Genomic DNA, 18,270 nt, shown 5'->3' with positions numbered 1-18,270 from the left:
GGTCGCACCGGCAAGCGCGCGGTCGTCTGCGAGGACCTCGAGCTCACCGGCCTCATGCATCCGTTCGGTCTCGAGGTGTGGTACGGCGAGCGGGTCGCGGTGCTGGGCAGCAACGGTTCCGGGAAGTCGCACTTCCTGCGGCTGCTGGCCGCGGGCGGCTCCGACCCCGATGTCGAGCATCGCCCAGTGGACGACACCCCGATCGAACCGGTGCGGCACACCGGCAAGGCCAAGCTGGGTGCGCGCGTGCGACCGGGCTGGTTCGTGCAGACCCACGAGCACCCGGAGCTGGTGGGGCGGACGCTGCTGGAGATCCTGCATCGCGGAGACGGCCGGCCGGACGGCCGCGCCGGGATGGGCCGTGAGGCCGCCGCCCGGGTGCTCGACCGCTACGAGCTGGCCCACGCCTCGGAGCAGAGGTTCGAGTCGCTCTCCGGCGGTCAGCAGGCGCGCTTCCAGATCCTGCTGCTCGAGCTGTCCGGAGCCACCCTGCTGCTGCTCGACGAGCCGACCGACAACCTCGACGTCCAGTCCGCCGAGGCCCTCGAGGAGGGGCTCGAGGCCTTCGAGGGCACCGTCGTCGCGGTCACCCACGACCGCTGGTTCGCCCGCGGCTTCGACCGGTTTCTCGTCTACGGCGCCGACGGCGACGTCTACGAGTCCGACGGCCCGGTCTGGGACGAGACGCGGGTCCGCCGGGCGCGCTAGATGTGCGGCTTGCGAGCACGCTCGCTGCGCCGTTCACATCGCGGGTGAGGCGCGGACTTCGTCCGTTCCTCACCCGCGATGCTCAAGACCCGGGGGGCGTCACCGGCGCTCGGACGCCCGGCCCGGGCCTCGAGATCAGGAGTTCTGGGTGGCGGCGTCGGAGTCCAGGGTGACCTGGACCGTGTGGCTGTCGCCGCCGCGTTCGTAGGTGACCGTGACGTGGTCGCCGGGTCGGTAGGACCGGATGATCGCGACCAGCCCGTCCGACGACGTGATCAGGTGGTCGTCGATCTTGGTGATCACGTCTCCGGCCTTGAGCCCGGCGTTCGCAGCAGCGGACCCGTTGTTGACCGAGGCCACCTTGGCGCCGTCGGTGAACTGGGCGCCGTTGCTGGACGCGGCGTTCTCGACGCCGATCCCGAGCCGTGCGTGGGTCGGGGTCTCACCCTTGATCATCTGCTGCACGATCGGCAGCACCTCGTCGATCGGGATCGCGAAGCCGAGGCCGATCGAGCCGGGCTCGCCGGTCCCCGTGCCGTTCGTCGCGGTCTGGATCGCCGCGTCGATCCCGACGACCGCGCCGGAGAGGTCCACCAGCGGTCCGCCGGAGTTGCCCGGGTTGATCGCCGCATCGGTCTGGATCGCCGGGTAGACCGTGGAGTTGCCCTGGCTGACCTGGCCGACGTTGACCGGCCGGTTCAGCGCACTGACGATGCCGCTGGTGACCGTGGCGTCGAGCCCGAACGGCGAGCCGATGGCGACGACGCCCTGCCCGACCTGGAGGCTCGAGGAGTGCCCGAGCGTCGCCGGCGTGAGGTTCTTGACGTTCTCGGCCTGGATCACCGCGGTGTCGGTGAGCGGGTCGGTGCCGAGGATCTTCGCGTTCGCGTGCGACCCGTCGTTGAACGAGACGCTCAGACTGCCCGACCTGCCGGCGATGGCGACCACGTGGTTGTTGGTGAGGATCTTGCCGTCCTGGCTGAGGATGATCCCGGAGCCGGAGCCCGACCCGTTGGGTCCGCTCACGTCGATCATCACCACCGACGGCAGCACGTTCTGGGCGACCTTCTCGATCGAGCCGGTGGACGCGGTCTGGGCCGTCGTACCGCCGGTCTGCGTCAGCACCGGGGACGTCTGGACGGAGTCGTGGGTCGAGGTCCACGCCGCAGCCCCGCCCACACCCGCCGCGCCGCCGACGAGGAGGCTGGCCGCCACGACCGTGGCGGCCAGCCCCTTGCCTCGCAGCCTGCCCCGGGGACGTCGGTCCGGCGGGAGAACCGGACCTGCGACGTCCTGGCCGAGGGTGGAGCGGCCGTCCTCCGGCTGGGCTGCGTAACCGTACGGCGACCAGTTCGCGGGTGGTGTCGGCGGCTCCTGACCCCACTCACGTCGGTTCTCCGGCTCACTCCGGCCGTACGGGTCGTGCGTCATGTCCCGAAGGCTGCCGGTCGAGTCTGGGAGGAGCCTGAGATGCCGCTGGGGTGTCCTGAAGAAGCCCGAGAAGCCTCAGCCGATCCGGCGTACGACGTCTCCTCGCCGGACGACGCCGCCGCGCACGACCCGGGCGTTGAGACCGCGCAGTCGCATCCGGGTGCCGACCTCGCCGTTGACGAAGGCCACCGCGTCGGGGCCGAACCGGGCCAGGAACTTCTTGCAGCCGGCGTGCGGCTTGGGGGTGACCTCGAGGACCGCCTCGTCGCCGATCGCGAGGCGGGCGCCCGCGGGCAGGTTGTCGTGGGAGATGTCGAGGTCGACGCAGAGCTGGTCGCCCGCCTGCGCCTTGACCTCGTCGGTGTCGCCGAGCAGGCCGACCATCCGCGCGCTCATCACCGTGATCATCGCGTCGAGGTGGCGCCCCTCGGCGATCGCGCGGGACGTCGCACGGGTCAGCCAGTTGTCGCCGACGAGCCCGTCCGCCTCGTCGAGGACGCCCTCGTCGAGGATCTCGCGGAGTCCGGTGTCAGGCCGGCGGACGATCATCTCGAGCCTCCCGACCTCGGCGGGCGCATAACGCAGGTGGTCGAGCTGGGCCTCGAGGTCGGCGGAGCTGGTCAGGGTCGGCACGGGTCGATCCTGCCAACTCCGATGCATCCCGTGCGCCCCATTTCCGGTCTCCGGAAACCAGGTGCTGGTGACTCGGCCATGGACGGTTCATCACGTCGGGTGGTGGAGCCCGCACATGGCCAGCGGAGTTCACCTGGCCCAGCGCGCATTCACCCACTCAGCGTGATGAACCGTCAGAAACCAGAATCCGGTTCACCCACTCAGCGTGATGAACCGTCCGCAGCGACAGCAGGCCTCAAGCCCAGCGCTCGGACGCCGGGGTGAACTCGAGGGTGCGGTGGCCGGTGTAGATCTGCTTCGGCCGCGCGATCTTCTGCTCCTTGTCCTGCACGAGCTCGAGCCACTGGGCCAGCCAGCCCGGCGTGCGCCCGATCGCGAACAGCACCGTGAACATCTCCGGCGGGAACTGGAAGGCCTCGTAGATCAGCCCGGAGTAGAAGTCGACGTTGGGGTAGAGCTTGCGGGAGACGAAGTAGTCGTCCTCCAGCGCGATCTTCTCCAGCTCCATCGCGATCTCGAGCAACGGGTTGACCCCGGTCACCTCGAAGACGTCGTCGCAGGCCTTCTTGATGATCTTCGCCCGCGGGTCGTAGTTCTTGTAGACGCGGTGCCCGAAGCCCATCAGCCGCTCGTCGCCGTTCTTCACCCCGTCGATGAAGTCGGAGACGTTCTCCTTCTTGCCGATCCGGCGCAGCATCCGCAGCACCGCCTCGTTGGCGCCGCCGTGCAGCGGGCCGTAGAGGGCGGCGACGCCGCCGGCGACCGCCGAGTAGGGGTCGACCTGCGACGAGCCGATGGAGCGTACGGCGTTGGTCGAGCAGTTCTGCTCGTGGTCGGCGTGCAGGATGAACAGCACGTCGAGCGCCTTGACCAGCCGCTCGTCGGCGGCGAACCGGTCCTCGCTCATCTTGAAGAGCATCGAGAGGAAGTTCGCGGTGTAGCCGAGCTCGTTGTCGGGGTAGACGAACGGCTTGCCCTGCGCGTGCCGGAACGACCAGGCGCCGAGGGTCGGCATCTTCGCGATCATCCGCACGATCTGGAGCTGGCGGATCTCGTCGTCGTTGATGTCGCGGGCGTCGGGGTAGAACGTCGAGAGCGCGCCGACTGAGGCCAGGAGCATCCCCATCGGGTGGGCGTCGTACCGGAACCCCTCCATGAAGCTCTTGACGTTCTCGTGCACGAACGTGTGGTAGGTGATGTCGTGCACCCAGGTCTCGTACTGGGTCTTCGTCGGCAGCTCGCCGTGGACGAGCAGGTAGGCGACCTCGAGGAACGTCGACTTCTCGGCCAGCTGCTCGATCGGGTACCCGCGGTACTCCAGGATGCCCTGGTCGCCGTCGATGTAGGTGACCGCGCTCTTGCACGACGCGGTGTTGACGAAGCCGGGGTCGTACACGGCGAGCGGAGAGCCCTCGCCGTCCTTGATCTTGCCGAGGTCCGCCCCTCTGACCGCACCGTTCTCGATGGGTACGTCGTACTCCTGGCCGGTGCGGTTGTCGCGGACGGTGAGGGAGTCGTTCACTCTTTCAACCTAGTCCGGGCTCCTGCGGAGAGCGAATCCGGTATCCGTCCGGTTCCGGCTCGTTTTGGCCGCTGACCTGGGCAACCGGTAGATTGTGCGGTCGCGACCCCTGCCGTTCTGGCCCCGTCGTTCGGGCGAGTCGAGTGACCACGGGCCAGGGCAGACCGGGACGCCCTGCTGTTGACGGGGTGAGCCCGGCAGATTACCTCCCTCCGAGGAGGCGTTCGTCAGAGGCCGTGGCAGCACCCTGGTGGGCGACCGCCCGCCGGACCCAACGAACGAGAAGGGCACACGCACGTGCGTACGTACAGCCCCAAGCCCGGCGACATCCAGCGCGAGTGGCACGTCATCGACGCCGACGACGTCGTCCTCGGCAAGCTCGCCGTCCAGGTCGCCAACCTCCTGCGCGGCAAGCACAAGCCGACCTTCGCCCCGCACATGGACATGGGCGACTTCGTCATCGTGGTGAACGCCGAGAAGGTGGCGCTGACCGGTGACAAGAAGAACAGCAAGCTGCTCTACCGCCACTCCGGCTACCCGGGCGGCCTCACCGCCGTTCCCGTGGGCCAGCAGCTGGAGAAGGACGCCCGCAAGGTGGTCGAGAAGGCCGTGTGGGGGATGCTGCCCAAGAACAAGCTCGGCCGCCAGATGCTCAAGAAGCTCAAGGTGTACGCCGGCCCCACGCACCCGCACCAGGCCCAGCAGGCCAAGCCGTTCGAGATCACCCAGGTCTCCCAGTGACCCCGCCGACCGCAGAGCAGAGAAGCGAAGGAACCAACGTGGCTGACACCACCACCACCGACGGCACCGAGGCCGAGACGTTCACCACCGACGAGCAGGGCGTGGCCTACACCTCCGAGAGCACCCCTGCCGCCGACGCCGGCCGCCCGGCGACCATCGCCCCGGCCGCCGCGACCGGCCGCCGCAAGGAGGCCGTGGCCCGCGTGCGCATCGTCCCGGGCAGCGGCGTGTGGACCATCAACGGACGTCCCCTCGACTCCTACTTCCCGAACAAGCTGCACCAGCAGGTCGTGAAGGAGCCGTTCGCCGCGCTCCAGCTCGACGGCCGCTTCGACGTGATCGCCCGCATCCACGGCGGCGGCATCACCGGCCAGGCCGGTGCGCTGCGCCTGGGCGTGGCGCGTGCCCTGAACGCCGTCGACGTCGAGGCCAACCGCCCGACGCTGAAGAAGGCCGGCCTGCTGACCCGCGACGCGCGGGTGATCGAGCGCAAGAAGGCCGGTCTGAAGAAGGCCCGCAAGGCTCCGCAGTTCAGCAAGCGCTGATCCGGTCCGCGCTTCGCCTGAAACGCCGATGAGCCTGCGATGATCGGGTGATGACGCAGCGGATCTTCGGCACCGACGGGGTCCGCGGGCTCGCGAACGGTGAGATCACCGCCGAGCTCGCGGTCGACCTCGGGGTGGCCGCGGCTCGCGTGCTCGTCTCACACGGCAGCTTCACCGGCCAGCGTCCGGTGGCCGTGGTGGGCCGCGACACCCGGATCTCGGGGCAGTTCCTCGAGCACGCGGTGGTGGCCGGGCTGGCGTCGGCCGGGGTCGACGTGATCCGCCTGCGCGTCCTGCCGACCCCGGGCGTCGCGTACCTGACCGACGCGCTCGGCGCCGACGTCGGCGTGGTGATCAGCGCCTCGCACAACCCGATGCCCGACAACGGCATCAAGTTCCTCGCGCGCGGCGGCGTGAAGCTGGACGACGCGTTGGAGCGGGAGATCGAGGTCCGGCTCCGGGAGCCGTGGGAACGGCCGGTCGGGGCCCAGGTCGGCCGGGTCACGCCGTACGCCCGCTCGGTCGAGGAGTACTCCGACCACCTGGTCGGCACGCTCGACCAGCCGCTCTCCGACATCCGCGTGGTGCTCGACTGTGCGAACGGTGCGGCCGCGGTCGTCGGACCGCACACCCTCCGGGCCGCGGGGGCCGACGTGATCGCCCTCAACGACGACCCGGACGGGCTCAACATCAACCAGCGCTGCGGGTCAACCCACCTGGATGCCCTGCGTGAGGCCGTGCTCGCCCGTGGCGCGGACGTCGGGTTCGCGCTCGACGGTGACGCCGACCGGTGCCTGGCGGTCGACCACACCGGCGCGACGGTCGACGGCGACCAGCTGATGGCGATGCTCGCGCTCGACCTCCAGGAGCGCGGCCGGCTGGCCCACGAGACGGTGGTGGCCACCGTGATGAGCAACCTCGGCTTCGTCCAGGCGATGCAGAGGGCCGGGATCGTCGTCCAGCGGACCGCGGTCGGTGACCGCTACGTGCTGGAGGCGATGCGCGAGGGCGGGTTCGTGCTGGGCGGCGAGCAGTCCGGCCACATCATCATGCGCGACTACGCCACCACCGGCGACGGCATCCTGACCGCCCTGCAGGTGCTCCAGCGGATGACCGGCACGGCGTCCTCGCTGCGCGACCTGGCGTCCGTGGTGAGCGTCCTGCCCCAGGTGCTGCTCAACGTGCCCGACGTCGACAAGGACCGCACCGACGACGCCGAGCTCACCGACGCCGTCGCCCGGGAGCAGGAGAAGCTCGGGGACACGGGCCGCGTCCTGCTGCGCCCGTCCGGCACCGAGCCGTTGGTGCGGGTCATGGTCGAGGCCGCCTCGTCGGAGGAGGCGACGGACGTCGCCGAGCGCCTCGCCGACGTCGTACGCCGGCGACTGTCCTTGTGAGCCGGGGCTAAATCCGGTGCCGCGCCCGCGGCTCGCCTCCTAACGTGCTCGGGTGCTCGAGATGCGCGAGGTGGACCGGTCCGACGAGTCGCGGCTGCACGAGTGGTACTCCACCTGGGCCACCTCCGTCTCCCACCGGCCGCCCGAGCTCGTGACGTCGTGGGAGATCGCCCGGGTCGGGCTGGCGCGGCAGCATCCGGAGTTCCGGGTCGTCCTGCTCACGGCGTACGACGGAGAGGTCCCGGTCGGCGCGGGCCTGGTGAACCTGCCGATGGCGGACAACCCCGAGCTCGCCTATGCCGAGGTGACGGCCCATCCCGACCATCGGGGCCACGGCGTCGGCTCGGCCGTCCTGGCGGAGGTGGAGGCGAGGTCGCGGGCAGCCGGTCGGGGTCGGGTGCTGGTCGAGGTGCACCTGCCGCCGCCCGGCATCGAGTCGGCCGGCACCCGGTTCGCCCAGGCGCGCGGCTACTCGCTCGCGAACCGCGAGGAGACGAAGGCGCTCGACGCGGTCGCGTCGGAGCCGACATGGGCCGGGCTGGAGCGGGAGGTCGCCCACGCGACCGGCGGCTACCAGGTGGTCGCCTGGCGCACGGAGTGCCCGGAGGACCTGGTCGCGAGCTACGGCGCCGCGCTGAGCCGGGTGATGAGCCTGATCCCGCAAGGCGACCTCGACATCGGCGACCGGGACTGGACGGTCGACCGGGTCCGCGCGCACGAGCGGCACCAGGTCGAGATCGGCGTGATCCCCCTCGAGGCCGCCGCCGTGGCGCCGGACGGTTCCGTGGTCGGTCTCACCGGGTTGCAGGTCAGCACCCACGACCCGCGCGTGGCCCACGTCGGCGTGACCATGGTGCTGCCCGAGCACCGTGGGCACCGGCTCGGCCTGGCGATGAAGCTCGCGACGCATCGGGCGCTCCGTGCCGACTTCCCGGAGTGCCGTCTGGTGGTGACCAGCAACGCCGACGTCAACGAGCACATGAACGCCGTCAACCAGGCCCTCGGCTACCGGGTCGTCGAGCACCTCTTGGAGTACCACCGCAGCATCTGAGGCGCGCCGTCACAGCTTGCGGAGGCGGACGTAGCGCACCGAGTGGTCGCGGTCCTTGCGCAGCACCAGCGTCGCCCGGGAACGGGTGGGCTTGATGTTCTGCTCCAGGTTGGGCCCGTTGATGGAGTCCCAGATGCCCTCCGCGGTGGCCACGGCCTCCTCCGCCGACAGCCCGGCGTACCGGCGGAAGTACGACGCGGGGTCGGCGAAGGCGGTCTCCCGCAGCCGGAGGAACCGCTCGACGTACCAGGACCGGATGTCCGTGGTGGCGGCGTCGACGTAGATCCCGAAGTCGAAGAAGTCGCTGAGCGCGAGACCCGCGCGGCCGTCCTCGGCCGGACGGGCGGGCTGGAGCACGTTCAGGCCCTCGAGGATCACGATGTCCGGCGAGCGCACGACGACCTTGCCGTCGGGCACCACGTCGTACACCAGGTGCGAGTACGTCGGGGCCTCCACCTCCTCCTTGCCCGACTTGATGTCGACGACGAAGCGCAGCAGTGCCCGACGGTCGTAGGACTCCGGGAAGCCCTTCCGCTGCAGCAGCCCGCGGCGCTCGAGCTCCGCGTTGGGGTGGAGGAAGCCGTCGGTCGTGACCAGCGCGACGTTCGGGTGCTCCTCCCAGTGCGCGAGCATCTGCTGGAGCACGCGGGCGGTCGTCGACTTGCCGACCGCGACCGACCCGGCCAGCCCGATCACGAACGGCGTGCGTGGCGGCTGCGGCTGGTGCAGGAAGTCCTCCTGCTCACGGTGCAGCCTGCGTGCCGCCTCCACGCGCAGGCTCAGGAGACGCGACAAGGGGAGATAGACCTGCTCCACCTCGTCGAGGTCCAGCTGGTCGCCGAGCCCGCGCAGCCGGCCGATCTCCTCGGCCGACAGCGGCTGGCGGACGCGCTCACCGAGGGCCGCCCACGCGTCGCGGTCGAGCTCGACGTACGGCGAGGGCCCTGAGGGTTCTGCGCCGTTGGCTCCCCGGGCCGCTGCGGTGGGCATGGCGGGCATTGTCGCATCGCCCCGGACCGCCGCCGCGGTGGGTGCGAGGCCTCCTATACCTCGGATCGCGACAAAAGTCACTGGTTGACCTGCGCAACCGCCGGTGCGATTGTCCGAAATGGCCCAGGTGACCCGCCGGGGGCCTGTCACGCATGCAGGAGATGACATCCACGTGAAGAAGACCCATTTCACCCAGGGGCTCGCCCTTCTCGCCGCTACCGCGGCGACGGCCGCCCTGACGCTCGCTCAGAGCCCGAACGCCGGTGCTGCGCCGGCGAAGCTCCATCCTCACCCGGTCAAGGTCCACCCCGACGCGAGAAAGGTCGCCACGCTGCCGCACGCCGCGACGTTCTCGTGCCAGTCCAGGCCGATCGACGGGTCGAAGGGCCCGCGCTGCTACTCGCCGGCGGAGATCCAGAAGGCATACGGCGTCTCCCCACTGCTCGCCGACGGCAACAACGGTGCCGGCCGCACGATCGTGATCATCGACGCCTACCAGAACCCGTACATCGCCGACGACCTGGCGACGTTCAACCAGACCTTCGACCTTCCCACGTCGTCGTTCACGAACATCGTGATGCCGGGGACGCCGAGGTTCAACAAGCACGACGCCAACCAGGTCGGCTGGGGAGAGGAGACGACGCTGGACGTCCTGTGGTCCCACGCGATCGCACCCGCCGCGAACATCGTTCTGGTCTCGGCCGCGAGCAACAACGACACCGACATCCTGTCGGCGACGCAGTACGCCGTCGACCACGACCTCGGTGACGTCATCTCGCAGAGCTTCGGCGAGAACGACACCTGTGTCGACCCGCAGCTGTTGGCCGACCAGCACCAGATGTTCCAGACGGCGGTCGACAAGGGGATCACCCCGATCGCGTCGTCCGGTGACTCCGGCGCGGCCCAGTTCACCTGCGACGGCAGCGGTGCCACCGCGGCCGCGAGCAGCCCGGCGTCCGACCCGCTGGTGACCGGGGTCGGCGGCACCACCCTCAACGCCGCCGATGACGGCACCTACGTCGGCGAGACCGCGTGGACCGAGCAGCTCTTCGGTTGCAACCCGCCGGCCGTGGCGTCCGGTGACATCAACTGCAGCGGCGGCGGCCACAGTGCCGTCTTCCCGAGGCCGGACTTCCAGAAGGGCTTCGTGAGTGGCACTGGACGAGGTGTCCCGGATGTCGCCTACAACGCGGGAGTCAACGGCGGTGTCCTCACCGTCTGCTCGGTCTGCAACAACGGCAAGACCGCGGTCTTCCTGTTCGGTGGCACCAGCGCGGGCACGCCGCAGTGGGCCGGGATCACCGCGATCGGGGACCAGATGGCCGGCCGGCGGATGGGTGACCTCAACCCGGCGCTGTACGGCATCGCCGGCACCGCGCAGCGCAGTGGTGCGCTGCACGACGTCACGACGGGCAACAACGACGTCGTCGAGCTCGGCGGCTTCGGGTTCAACGCCGACCACGGCTGGGACGCGGTCACGGGTCTCGGCACGCCGGACGCGGCCTTGCTCCTGCCGCAGCTGATCAGCCACACCGGCTGACGCCACTCGGGCAGGGCCGGTCACCGCGCACGCGGTGACCGCCTCGCCGCGGGATGCTCCGGGCCCAGTCGCCGATAGAATCCCGCCCATGTGCGGCATCGTGGGGTACGTCGGCCCGAAGCAGGCCCAGGACGTCGTCATCGAGGGACTGCGCAGGTTGGAGTACCGCGGCTACGACTCCGCCGGGGTGGCCCTCGTCAGCGATGGCCGGATCGCCTGGGCGAAGAAGGCCGGCAAGCTGGCCAACCTCGAGAAGGTGCTCTCGGAGTCGCCGCTCCCCGGTGCCACCACCGGCATCGGGCACACCCGCTGGGCGACGCACGGCGCCCCCAACGACACCAACGCACACCCGCACCTGGGCAACGACGCCCGTGTCGCGCTGGTGCACAACGGCATCATCGAGAACTTCGCCGAGCTCCGGGCCGAGGTCGAGGCGGCCGGCCACGAGCTGAGATCCGAGACCGACACCGAGATCGCGGCGCACCTGCTCGAGAGCGCGCTGTCCACGGGCGCCACCCTCACCGGGGCGATGCAACAGGTCTGCGCGAGGCTCGAGGGGGCGTTCACCCTGGTCGCCGTCGACGCCGAGGACCCGTCGCGGGTCGTGGCGGCACGACGTAACTCCCCGCTCGTGGTCGGGATCGGTGAGGGCGAGAACTTCATCGGCTCCGACGTGGCGGCGTTCATCGAGCACACGCGTGAGGCCATGGAGCTCGGGCAGGACCAGATCGTCACGATCACCCGCGAGGGCGTCGAGGTGATCGGCTTCGACGGCGCTCCCGCCGAGGGCACCCGCTACCACGTCGACTGGGACCTCTCGGCCGCCGAGAAGGGCGGCTTCGACTGGTTCATGCGCAAGGAGATCTTCGAGCAGCCGCGGGCAATCGCCGACGCGCTGCTCGGGCGTCACGACCGGTCCGGGCGGTTGCAGCTCGACGAGGTGCGGATCTCCGACGACGAGCTCCGGGAAGTCGACAAGATCATCGTGATCGCCTGCGGGACGGCGTTCTACGCGGGGCTCGTCGCGAAGTACGCCATCGAGCACTGGACCCGCATCCCCTGCGAGGTCGAGCTGGCGCATGAGTTCCGCTACCGCGACCCGATCCTCACCCGGTCGACGCTGGTGGTCGCGATCAGCCAGTCCGGCGAGACCGCCGACACGCTGATGGCGATCCGGCACGCGCGCCAGCAACGGTCGAAGGTGCTGGCGATCTGCAACACCAACGGCTCCACGATCCCGCGTGAGTCCGACGCGGTGATCTACACCCACGCCGGCCCGGAGATCGGGGTCGCGTCGACCAAGGGCTTCATCACCCAGATGGTCGCGGCGTACCTGTTGGGGCTGTACCTCGCCCAGGTGCGCGGCACGTCGTACGCCGACGAGATCGCGCGGGTGGTGGCGGAGCTGCGCGACATGCCGGACCACGTGCAGCGGATCCTCGACGGCGCGGATGACCTCTACGCCCTCGCCGAGGAGCTCGAGGGCGCGCGGTCGGTGCTGTTCCTCGGGCGGCACGTCGGGTTCCCGATCGCGCTCGAGGGTGCGCTGAAGCTGAAGGAGCTGGCCTACCTGCACGCCGAGGGGTTCGCAGCGGGGGAGCTCAAGCACGGGCCGATCGCGCTGATCGAGCCGGGGCTGCCGGTGTTCTGCGTCGTGCCCCCGCGCGGCCGCGACCAGCTGCACGACAAGATGGTCAGCGCGATCCAGGAGATCCGGGCGCGCGGGGCGCGGACGATCGTGCTGGTCGAGGACGACGATCCCGGCATCGAGGAGTTCGCGGACACGATCATCCGGCTGCCGCGCGTGTCGACGTTGCTGCAGCCGGTGGCGGCCGTCGTACCTCTGCAGCTCTTCGCGTGCGAGCTGGCCTCGCGGCTCGGCCACGACGTCGACCAGCCGCGCAACCTGGCCAAGTCCGTCACGGTCGAGTAAGAGGTCCGGTGGCGATCGTCGGCGTCGGCATCGACGTGGTCGACATCTCCCGCTTCGACGACGCGTTGCGGCGCACGCCGGGACTGGTCGAGCGGATCTTCACCCCCGCCGAGGCGAGCCGACCGCTCGCGTCGCTGGCCGCCCGGTTCGCGGCCAAGGAGGCGCTGGCCAAGGCACTCGGCGCCCCGGGCAACCTGGACTGGCACGACGCCGAGGTGGTCTCCGAGTCGTCGGGCCGGCCGCTGCTCGCCCTGCGCGGCACCGTCGCCGCCCGAGCGACCGAGCTCGGCGCCACCTCGGTCCACCTGTCCCTCTCCCACGACGCCGGGATCGCCTCGGCGATGGTGGTGCTGGAGGGGTGAGGTCGACCGGTTGAGGGACCGGTCACGCAGCGCGCGGCGGATCTGTGCGCGGCACGCCCAGGGCGATCAGGTCGCGGGCGACGTCATCGGCCTCGTGCCGGAGCTCGAACGACGTGCAGCGGGCCACGATCCGGCCGCGCGCAGTGATGGAGCGCGCCCGCTGCCCGAGAACGCGTCCTGACGCGTTCTCAGGCCCACGACCCCCAGGTGCCCCACTAGGGTCGGGACATGAGGTCGGCGCACACCGTCGAGCAGGTCCGGGCGGCGGAACGGGCGCTGGCGGCACAGCTGCCCGAGGGCACGCTGATGCAGCGGGCGGCGGCCGGGCTGGCGACGTCGGTGATCGACCTGTTGGGTGGTGCGTACGGGCGCCGGGTGCTGCTCCTGGTCGGGTCGGGGGACAACGGCGGGGACGCGTTGTACGCCGGGGGGATGCTCGCCCGGCGAGGCGCCCGGGTCGAGGTGGTCGCCGTGGCGGACTCGCTGCACGAAGCGGGTCTGGCGGCTCTGCTGGCTGCGGGCGGGCATCGGGTCGAGCTCGCCGGGATCGCCCGGCCCGACGTGGTGCTGGACGGCATCGTCGGCATCGGCGGACGGCCGGGTCTCCGGGACCGCGCCCGGGAAGCGGTCGATCGGGTCGCAGGTGTCCCGATGGTCGCGGTCGACGTCCCGAGCGGGGTCGACGTCGACACCGGCCAGCTCGAGGGCGCGTACGTGACGGCCGACCTGACGGTGACCTTCGGCACCCACAAGGTCTGCCACCTCGTCGAGCCCGCCGCCTCGGCCTGCGGCGTCGTGGAGCTGGTCGACATCGGGCTCGACCTGCCCGAGGCCGGGGTCACCGCGCTGCAGCAGGACGACGTCGCCGCGCTGCTGCCGAGGCCCGAGCCCGAGACGCACAAGTACCGCCGCGGAGTCGTCGGCATCCGCGCCGGCTCGGAGCGCTATCCGGGCGCGGGCGTGCTCTCGACGTCCGGAGCGACCTGCGGGCTGGTGGGGATGGTCCGGTACGCCGGTGGGGCACCCGACGCGGTCCTGGCGACCCACCCCGAGGTGGTCGTGGGGGAGGGGCGGGTCCAGGCCTGGGTGGTCGGATCGGGCGGGGGCGACGACGTGGCCGGAATACTCGCCGCGGCGCTGCGCGACGACGTACCTCTGGTGATCGACGCCGACGCCCTCCAGCACCTCGACGCCCCGCTGGACCGGCCGGCGCTGCTGACGCCGCACGCCGGCGAGCTGGCGGCGATGCTCGATGTCGAGCGGGCGGAGGTCGAGGCGGACCGCCTCGCCTGCGCCCGCCGGGCGGTGTCCGAGTACGCCGCCACCGTCCTCCTCAAGGGCCACCACACCCTGGTGGCGGATCCGGACGGACGGGTCGGCGTCACCACGACCGGTACGCCGTGGCTCGCCGTCGCCGGCGCGGGCGACGTCCTCGGCGGGCTCTGCGGCGCCCTGATGGCGGCGGGGCTCTCGCCGTACGACGCCGGGACGGCCGGCTCCTGGCTGCACGGCGCTGCCGCGACGTACGTCTCGTCCGGCGGACCGGTCAGCGCACCGGCCGTCGCGGGCGCCCTGCCGAGCGTGGTCGCCGACCTGCTGCGGTAGCCGCGGATGGGAGGATGGCCTCCATGAGCGCCGAGGTCCGTCGACCCGAGATCGTGGTCGACCTGGACGCGATCCGGCGCAACGTCGGCATCCTCCGCGACCTGGTCGCGCCGGACGGTGCGGACGTGATGGTGGTGGTCAAGGCCGACGGCTACGGACACGGTCTCGTCGAGTCCGCGGCCGCCGCGCGGGGTGCGGGCGCCCCCTGGCTGGGGGTCGCCACGATCGACGAAGCGGTCCGGCTGCGCGTCGCCGGCGACACCGGCCGCATGTTGTGCTGGCTGAACACCCCGGGCGACGACTGGGCGGCCGCGATCGAGCGGGACGTCGACGTCACGGCGTACACCGTCGCCGAGCTGGACGCCATCCGCGACGCCGCGACTGGTACGCCGGCCCGGGTGCAGCTCAAGATCGACACCGGGCTCTCGCGTGGCGGCTCGACCACGGATCTCTGGCCCGACCTCCTCGAGGCTGCCCGTGCCGGGGAGGAGGACGGGGTCTGGCGGGTCACCGGCATCTGGTCGCACTTCGCGTGCAGCGACGAACCGGATCACCCCGCGAACACCGCGCAGGAGCGCGCCTTCCGTGAGGCGCTCGCCGGCGCCGAGGCGGCCGGGTTGCACCCCGAGGTCCGCCACCTCGCCAACTCGGCGGGGGCGGTCCTGCGCCCGTCGAGCCGGTTCGACCTGGTGCGCTGCGGGATCGCGGCGTACGGCCTCGACCCCGCCCCCGGCATCAGTCCCGACCTCGGCCTGGAGCCCGCGATGACGGTGACGGCTCCGCTCGCACTGACCAAGGACCTCCGTGCCGGCGCCTCCATCTCCTACGGCCACACCTGGACGGCCACCACCGAGACGTGCGTCGGCCTGGTGCCGCTGGGGTACGGCGACGGCGTCCCGCGCCACGCGGGGAACACCGCCGAGGTCTGGGTCGACGGCAAGCGCCGGCCGGTCCGGGGACGGATCTGCATGGACCAGTTCGTGATCGACCTCGGCGACCCGGGCAGCACCGATGTCGCTCCGGGTGACGAGGTGGTGCTGTTCGGAAGCGGTGCGTCGGGCGAGCCGACCGCCGACGACTGGGCGCGGGCCTGCGGCACCATCCACTACGAGATCGTGACCCGGATGGGCGGCCGGCTGACCCGGCGCTACACGGGAGCCGCCCGGTGAGCACCACCCGCAAGGTCCTGTCGGTCGCCGGCGGGATCACCGCCGGCGCGGTCGGTGTCGCCGCCGCCGGGACGGCGTACCGCGTCGCCCGACGCCGGAAGGTCATCAGCCGCCGCGGGGCGGGCGACCTCACGCCGTTCGGATCCTTGCACTCGACCCCGATCACGGTGGCCACCGAGGACGGCGTAGACCTCCACGTCGAGATCGACGAGTACGCCGCGAAGCGCCGCAGCAGCGCGCCGGAGCTCACGGTGGTGTTCGTCCACGGCTACTCGCTGACCCTCGACTCCTGGCACTTCCAGCGCGCCGCCTACCGCGGCCGCGTGCGGACGGTGTACTACGACCAGCGCTCCCACGGCCGCTCCGGGCGCTCGGCGCCGGGACACGCGACGATCGAGCAGCTCGGACGGGACCTGAGGACCGTCCTGGACGCGGTCGCGCCCGAGGGACCGGTCGTGGTGGTCGGCCACTCGATGGGCGGGATGACCATCGTCGCCCTCGCCGAGGAGCACCCCGAGCTGTTCGGTGACCGCGTCGTCGGCGTGGGTCTCATCTCGACGACCGCCGGCGGTCTCGAGCCGCACCGGGTCCTGCTGCCGCTCCTGCCCGCGACGGTCGGCGGTCAGCTCGCCTCGCGTCTGATCGCCCTGCTCGCCCGCGGCCACCGGGCCGTCGACGGGGTTCGTCGGGTCGGGCGCTCGATCGCGCTGGTGGCGACCGACGAGCTCGCCTTCGGTGACGACGTACCGGCGTCGTACGTCGAGTTCGTCGACCGGATGCTGTCGGAGACGCCGTTCGAGGTGGTCGCGGAGTTCTTCCCGAACTTCGCCGCACTCGACAAGTTCCAGACCGTCAAGGCGCTGTCGGTCGTGCCGACCGCGGTCATCTGCGGCACCGGCGACAAGCTGACCTCGGTCGACCACAGCCGCAACCTGCATGCGCAGATCTCGGGATCGACGCTTCTCGAGTGCGAGGGCGCCGGCCACATGGTGATCATGGAGCGGCACGACGAGGTGAACGCCGAGCTCGACCGGCTGCTCGCGGCCGCGGGGCAGAAGGCGGACGCCTCGTGACGACCATCCGACCGGTCGGCGCCGAAGCGGCACCGGCGCTCCTGAAGATCGTGCGCGCGGCGTTCTCCACACGCCCCGTGCTCGATCCTCCCGCCGATGCACTCAGAGACACCGAGGAGTCCCTGGCGAAGGCGCTCGCGAACGGCGGCGGCCTGGTCGCGTCGTACGACGTCAGCGCCGGGCCTGAGAACGACCGCGATGTCGGCGCGCTCGTGCTCGACCCCCAGGGCTCGACTCTGTGGCTGCGCCGGGTGGGCGTCTTGCCGGAGGTCCGCGACCACGGGGTCGCGACCATGTTGGTCGAAGAAGCCCTTGCGCGGGCCGAGGGGTACGACGAGGTCGCGGTGCTCGCGCGCGAGGAGCTTCCGAGGACCAGCAGGTTCTGGCGGGAGCACGGGTTCGTGCCCGTCGGTGCCGCCAGGCCGTACGTCGAGCTCCGGCGCCCCGCACCGCGCACCTACGACGCGCCGGACGCCGACTCCATGCGGGAGATCGGAGCGACCCTCGCCGCCCGGCTCCGCCCGGGCGACGTGGTGGTGCTCGCGGGTGAGCTCGGCGCCGGGAAGACGACGTTCACCCAGGGTCTCGGCGCGGGTCTCGAGGTGCGCGGCGACGTCACGTCGCCCACGTTCGTGATCTCGCGGGTCCATCCCGCCCTCGGTGACGGCCCGCCACTCGTGCACGTCGACGGCTTCCGGCTCGGCGGCGTCGCCGAGCTCGACGACCTCGACCTCGACACCTCGCTCGACGAGGCCGTGACCGTGATCGAGTGGGGCGAGGGCATCGCCGAAGGGCTCGCCGACGACCGGGTCGAGGTGCGCATCGACCGGGCGCTCGCGGACGACGCGGCACGTCAGGACGGGCTCGACCCGAGGCGGGTACGGATCGCCCCGGTGGGCCGCCGTTGGCTGGGCACGCCCGGGTCGTCCGCCTGAGCGGCACCTCTGGTGCCCCCTGGAGCGGACGACCCGGTCAGCCCGACCGAGCCCACTCGACCCCCCAAGCGTCAGGGGCCGAGGAGGCCCATCGCGTCGGCCAGCAGCACCACGGCGGCGTGCTCCTCGTCGTGGACGCGCAACCAGTCGGCGGCGTCGGCTGCGGGCATCCGGCGTACCTCGACCACCGACTCAGCCCCCTCGGGGTTGGTCGGCGGTCCGGTCAGCTCGACCCGGGCGACGGCGTAGCCCCACGCCGACTCGGGGTGGGGGAAGTGGGCGTGGTGGGGTTCGGGGTTACGTGAGAGTGCCCGCTGGTGGCAGAACACCGGGCCCGGGTCGCCGACGACGAGACATCCGGCCTCCTCCAGCAGCTCCCGGCGAGCGAGCTCGGCCAGCGCCTCACCGGGCTCGCGGCGGCCACCGGGAAGGAAGCGCCATTCCTCGACCGAGCGGCAGACGACCACCAGGCCCTCGGAGTCCACCGCGACCAGGTGCAGCCGGCTCACCTGGCCGTCGGGCGGTGCCCCGAGCCGGAACTCCAGGTCGGCGTTGGCATACCCCTCGAACCGCGGCCGGAACAGCGTCGGGAACCTGGCCGCCCAGTCGGTCATGGGGCGACCCTAGTGAGCCTC

General features: G+C 71.4%; 17 protein-coding genes. 12 read left to right on the top strand and 5 right to left on the bottom strand.

The window, feature by feature from the left end; genetic code table 11:
• On the top strand, positions 1–708 hold a 708-nt coding region (locus tag VGK78_RS03180; RefSeq protein ID WP_331525870.1), incomplete at its 5' end, for an ATP-binding cassette domain-containing protein.
• Positions 709–843: 135 nt separating this feature from the next.
• On the opposite strand, the gene VGK78_RS03175 is transcribed toward VGK78_RS03180, so the two are convergent.
• The 3 genes from VGK78_RS03175 to VGK78_RS03165 all read right to left on the bottom strand — a co-directional run bounded on the left by VGK78_RS03175 (position 844) and on the right by VGK78_RS03165 (position 4,294).
• Positions 844–2,139 (bottom strand): S1C family serine protease, encoded by a 1,296-nt coding sequence (locus tag VGK78_RS03175; protein WP_331525867.1) that lies wholly within the window; start codon positions 2,137–2,139, stop codon positions 844–846.
• A gap of 75 nt (positions 2,140–2,214) precedes the next feature.
• Positions 2,215–2,772 (bottom strand): hypothetical protein, encoded by a 558-nt coding sequence (locus tag VGK78_RS03170; protein ID WP_331525866.1) that lies wholly within the window; start codon positions 2,770–2,772, stop codon positions 2,215–2,217.
• A 235-nt stretch (positions 2,773–3,007) separates the two neighbouring features.
• Positions 3,008–4,294: a citrate synthase gene (locus tag VGK78_RS03165; protein WP_331525865.1), complete on the bottom strand. Its 1,287-nt coding sequence runs from the start codon at positions 4,292–4,294 to the stop codon at positions 3,008–3,010.
• Between the two features lie 297 nt (positions 4,295–4,591).
• Between VGK78_RS03165 and rplM the strand changes: the two genes are divergently transcribed.
• From rplM to VGK78_RS03145, 4 genes are all read left to right on the top strand, one after another.
• On the top strand, positions 4,592–5,035 hold the full coding sequence (rplM, locus tag VGK78_RS03160) for a 50S ribosomal protein L13 (protein ID WP_331525863.1): 444 nt from the start codon (positions 4,592–4,594) through the stop codon (positions 5,033–5,035).
• Between the two features lie 38 nt (positions 5,036–5,073).
• Positions 5,074–5,580, top strand: a complete 507-nt coding sequence (rpsI, locus tag VGK78_RS03155) for a 30S ribosomal protein S9 (protein ID WP_331525861.1) — start codon at positions 5,074–5,076, stop codon at positions 5,578–5,580.
• A gap of 50 nt (positions 5,581–5,630) precedes the next feature.
• Positions 5,631–6,977, top strand: a complete 1,347-nt coding sequence (glmM, locus tag VGK78_RS03150; RefSeq protein ID WP_331525860.1) for a phosphoglucosamine mutase — start codon at positions 5,631–5,633, stop codon at positions 6,975–6,977.
• Between the two features lie 61 nt (positions 6,978–7,038).
• On the top strand, positions 7,039–8,028 hold the full coding sequence (locus VGK78_RS03145; protein WP_331525873.1) for a GNAT family N-acetyltransferase: 990 nt from the start codon (positions 7,039–7,041) through the stop codon (positions 8,026–8,028).
• A gap of 9 nt (positions 8,029–8,037) precedes the next feature.
• On the opposite strand, the gene coaA is transcribed toward VGK78_RS03145, so the two are convergent.
• Positions 8,038–9,018 carry a type I pantothenate kinase gene (coaA, locus tag VGK78_RS03140; RefSeq protein ID WP_331525859.1) on the bottom strand — a complete coding sequence of 327 codons (981 nt, stop codon included), beginning with the start codon at positions 9,016–9,018 and terminating at the stop codon, positions 8,038–8,040.
• 172 nt (positions 9,019–9,190) lie between these two features.
• On the opposite strand from coaA, the gene VGK78_RS03135 reads away from it, so the two are divergent.
• The 7 genes from VGK78_RS03135 to tsaE all read left to right on the top strand — a co-directional run bounded on the left by VGK78_RS03135 (position 9,191) and on the right by tsaE (position 17,635).
• Positions 9,191–10,558: a S53 family peptidase gene (locus tag VGK78_RS03135; RefSeq protein WP_331525858.1), complete on the top strand. Its 1,368-nt coding sequence runs from the start codon at positions 9,191–9,193 to the stop codon at positions 10,556–10,558.
• An 88-nt stretch (positions 10,559–10,646) separates the two neighbouring features.
• Positions 10,647–12,491, top strand: coding sequence for a glutamine--fructose-6-phosphate transaminase (isomerizing) (gene glmS / locus VGK78_RS03130; protein WP_331525856.1), 1,845 nt, complete (start codon positions 10,647–10,649; stop codon positions 12,489–12,491).
• An 8-nt stretch (positions 12,492–12,499) separates the two neighbouring features.
• On the top strand, positions 12,500–12,853 hold the full coding sequence (locus VGK78_RS03125) for a holo-ACP synthase (protein ID WP_331525855.1): 354 nt from the start codon (positions 12,500–12,502) through the stop codon (positions 12,851–12,853).
• Positions 12,854–13,081: 228 nt separating this feature from the next.
• On the top strand, positions 13,082–14,458 hold the full coding sequence (locus VGK78_RS03120; RefSeq protein WP_331525853.1) for an NAD(P)H-hydrate dehydratase: 1,377 nt from the start codon (positions 13,082–13,084) through the stop codon (positions 14,456–14,458).
• A gap of 23 nt (positions 14,459–14,481) precedes the next feature.
• Positions 14,482–15,627 carry an alanine racemase gene (gene alr / locus VGK78_RS03115; RefSeq protein WP_331525852.1) on the top strand — a complete coding sequence of 382 codons (1,146 nt, stop codon included), beginning with the start codon at positions 14,482–14,484 and terminating at the stop codon, positions 15,625–15,627.
• On the top strand, positions 15,624–16,700 hold the full coding sequence (locus VGK78_RS03110; RefSeq protein WP_331525851.1) for an alpha/beta hydrolase: 1,077 nt from the start codon (positions 15,624–15,626) through the stop codon (positions 16,698–16,700). The genes alr and VGK78_RS03110 overlap by 4 nt, the downstream gene beginning before the upstream one ends.
• Entirely contained in the window at positions 16,697–17,635 is a 939-nt protein-coding gene (tsaE, locus tag VGK78_RS03105; RefSeq protein ID WP_331525850.1) for a tRNA (adenosine(37)-N6)-threonylcarbamoyltransferase complex ATPase subunit type 1 TsaE, read from the top strand. The genes VGK78_RS03110 and tsaE overlap by 4 nt, the downstream gene beginning before the upstream one ends.
• A gap of 71 nt (positions 17,636–17,706) precedes the next feature.
• Here the strand turns inward: tsaE and VGK78_RS03100 are convergent, their stop codons facing one another.
• Complete coding sequence (locus VGK78_RS03100; protein WP_331525849.1) at positions 17,707–18,249, bottom strand: NUDIX hydrolase; 543 nt, start codon at positions 18,247–18,249, stop codon at positions 17,707–17,709.
• Between the last annotated feature and the right edge of the window lie 21 nt (positions 18,250–18,270).

It is taken from the genome of Nocardioides sp. (genome assembly GCF_036503465.1).
Taxonomy (GTDB): domain Bacteria; phylum Actinomycetota; class Actinomycetes; order Propionibacteriales; family Nocardioidaceae; genus Nocardioides.
This window is presented reverse-complemented; position numbering and strand designations above follow the sequence as displayed.

Excerpts from the sequence above, each read along its gene's own strand:
- VGK78_RS03175 (WP_331525867.1), bottom strand. The coding sequence starts at position 2,139 with ATGACGCACGACCCGTACGGCCGGAGTGAGCCGGAGAACCGACGTGAG.
- glmM (WP_331525860.1), top strand. The coding sequence starts at position 5,631 with ATGACGCAGCGGATCTTCGGCACCGACGGGGTCCGCGGGCTCGCGAAC.
- VGK78_RS03145 (WP_331525873.1), top strand. The coding sequence starts at position 7,039 with ATGCGCGAGGTGGACCGGTCCGACGAGTCGCGGCTGCACGAGTGGTAC.
- coaA (WP_331525859.1), bottom strand. The coding sequence starts at position 9,018 with ATGCCCACCGCAGCGGCCCGGGGAGCCAACGGCGCAGAACCCTCAGGG.
- glmS (WP_331525856.1), top strand. The coding sequence starts at position 10,647 with ATGTGCGGCATCGTGGGGTACGTCGGCCCGAAGCAGGCCCAGGACGTC.
- VGK78_RS03120 (WP_331525853.1), top strand. The coding sequence starts at position 13,082 with ATGAGGTCGGCGCACACCGTCGAGCAGGTCCGGGCGGCGGAACGGGCG.
- alr (WP_331525852.1), top strand. The coding sequence starts at position 14,482 with ATGAGCGCCGAGGTCCGTCGACCCGAGATCGTGGTCGACCTGGACGCG.
- VGK78_RS03100 (WP_331525849.1), bottom strand. The coding sequence starts at position 18,249 with ATGACCGACTGGGCGGCCAGGTTCCCGACGCTGTTCCGGCCGCGGTTC.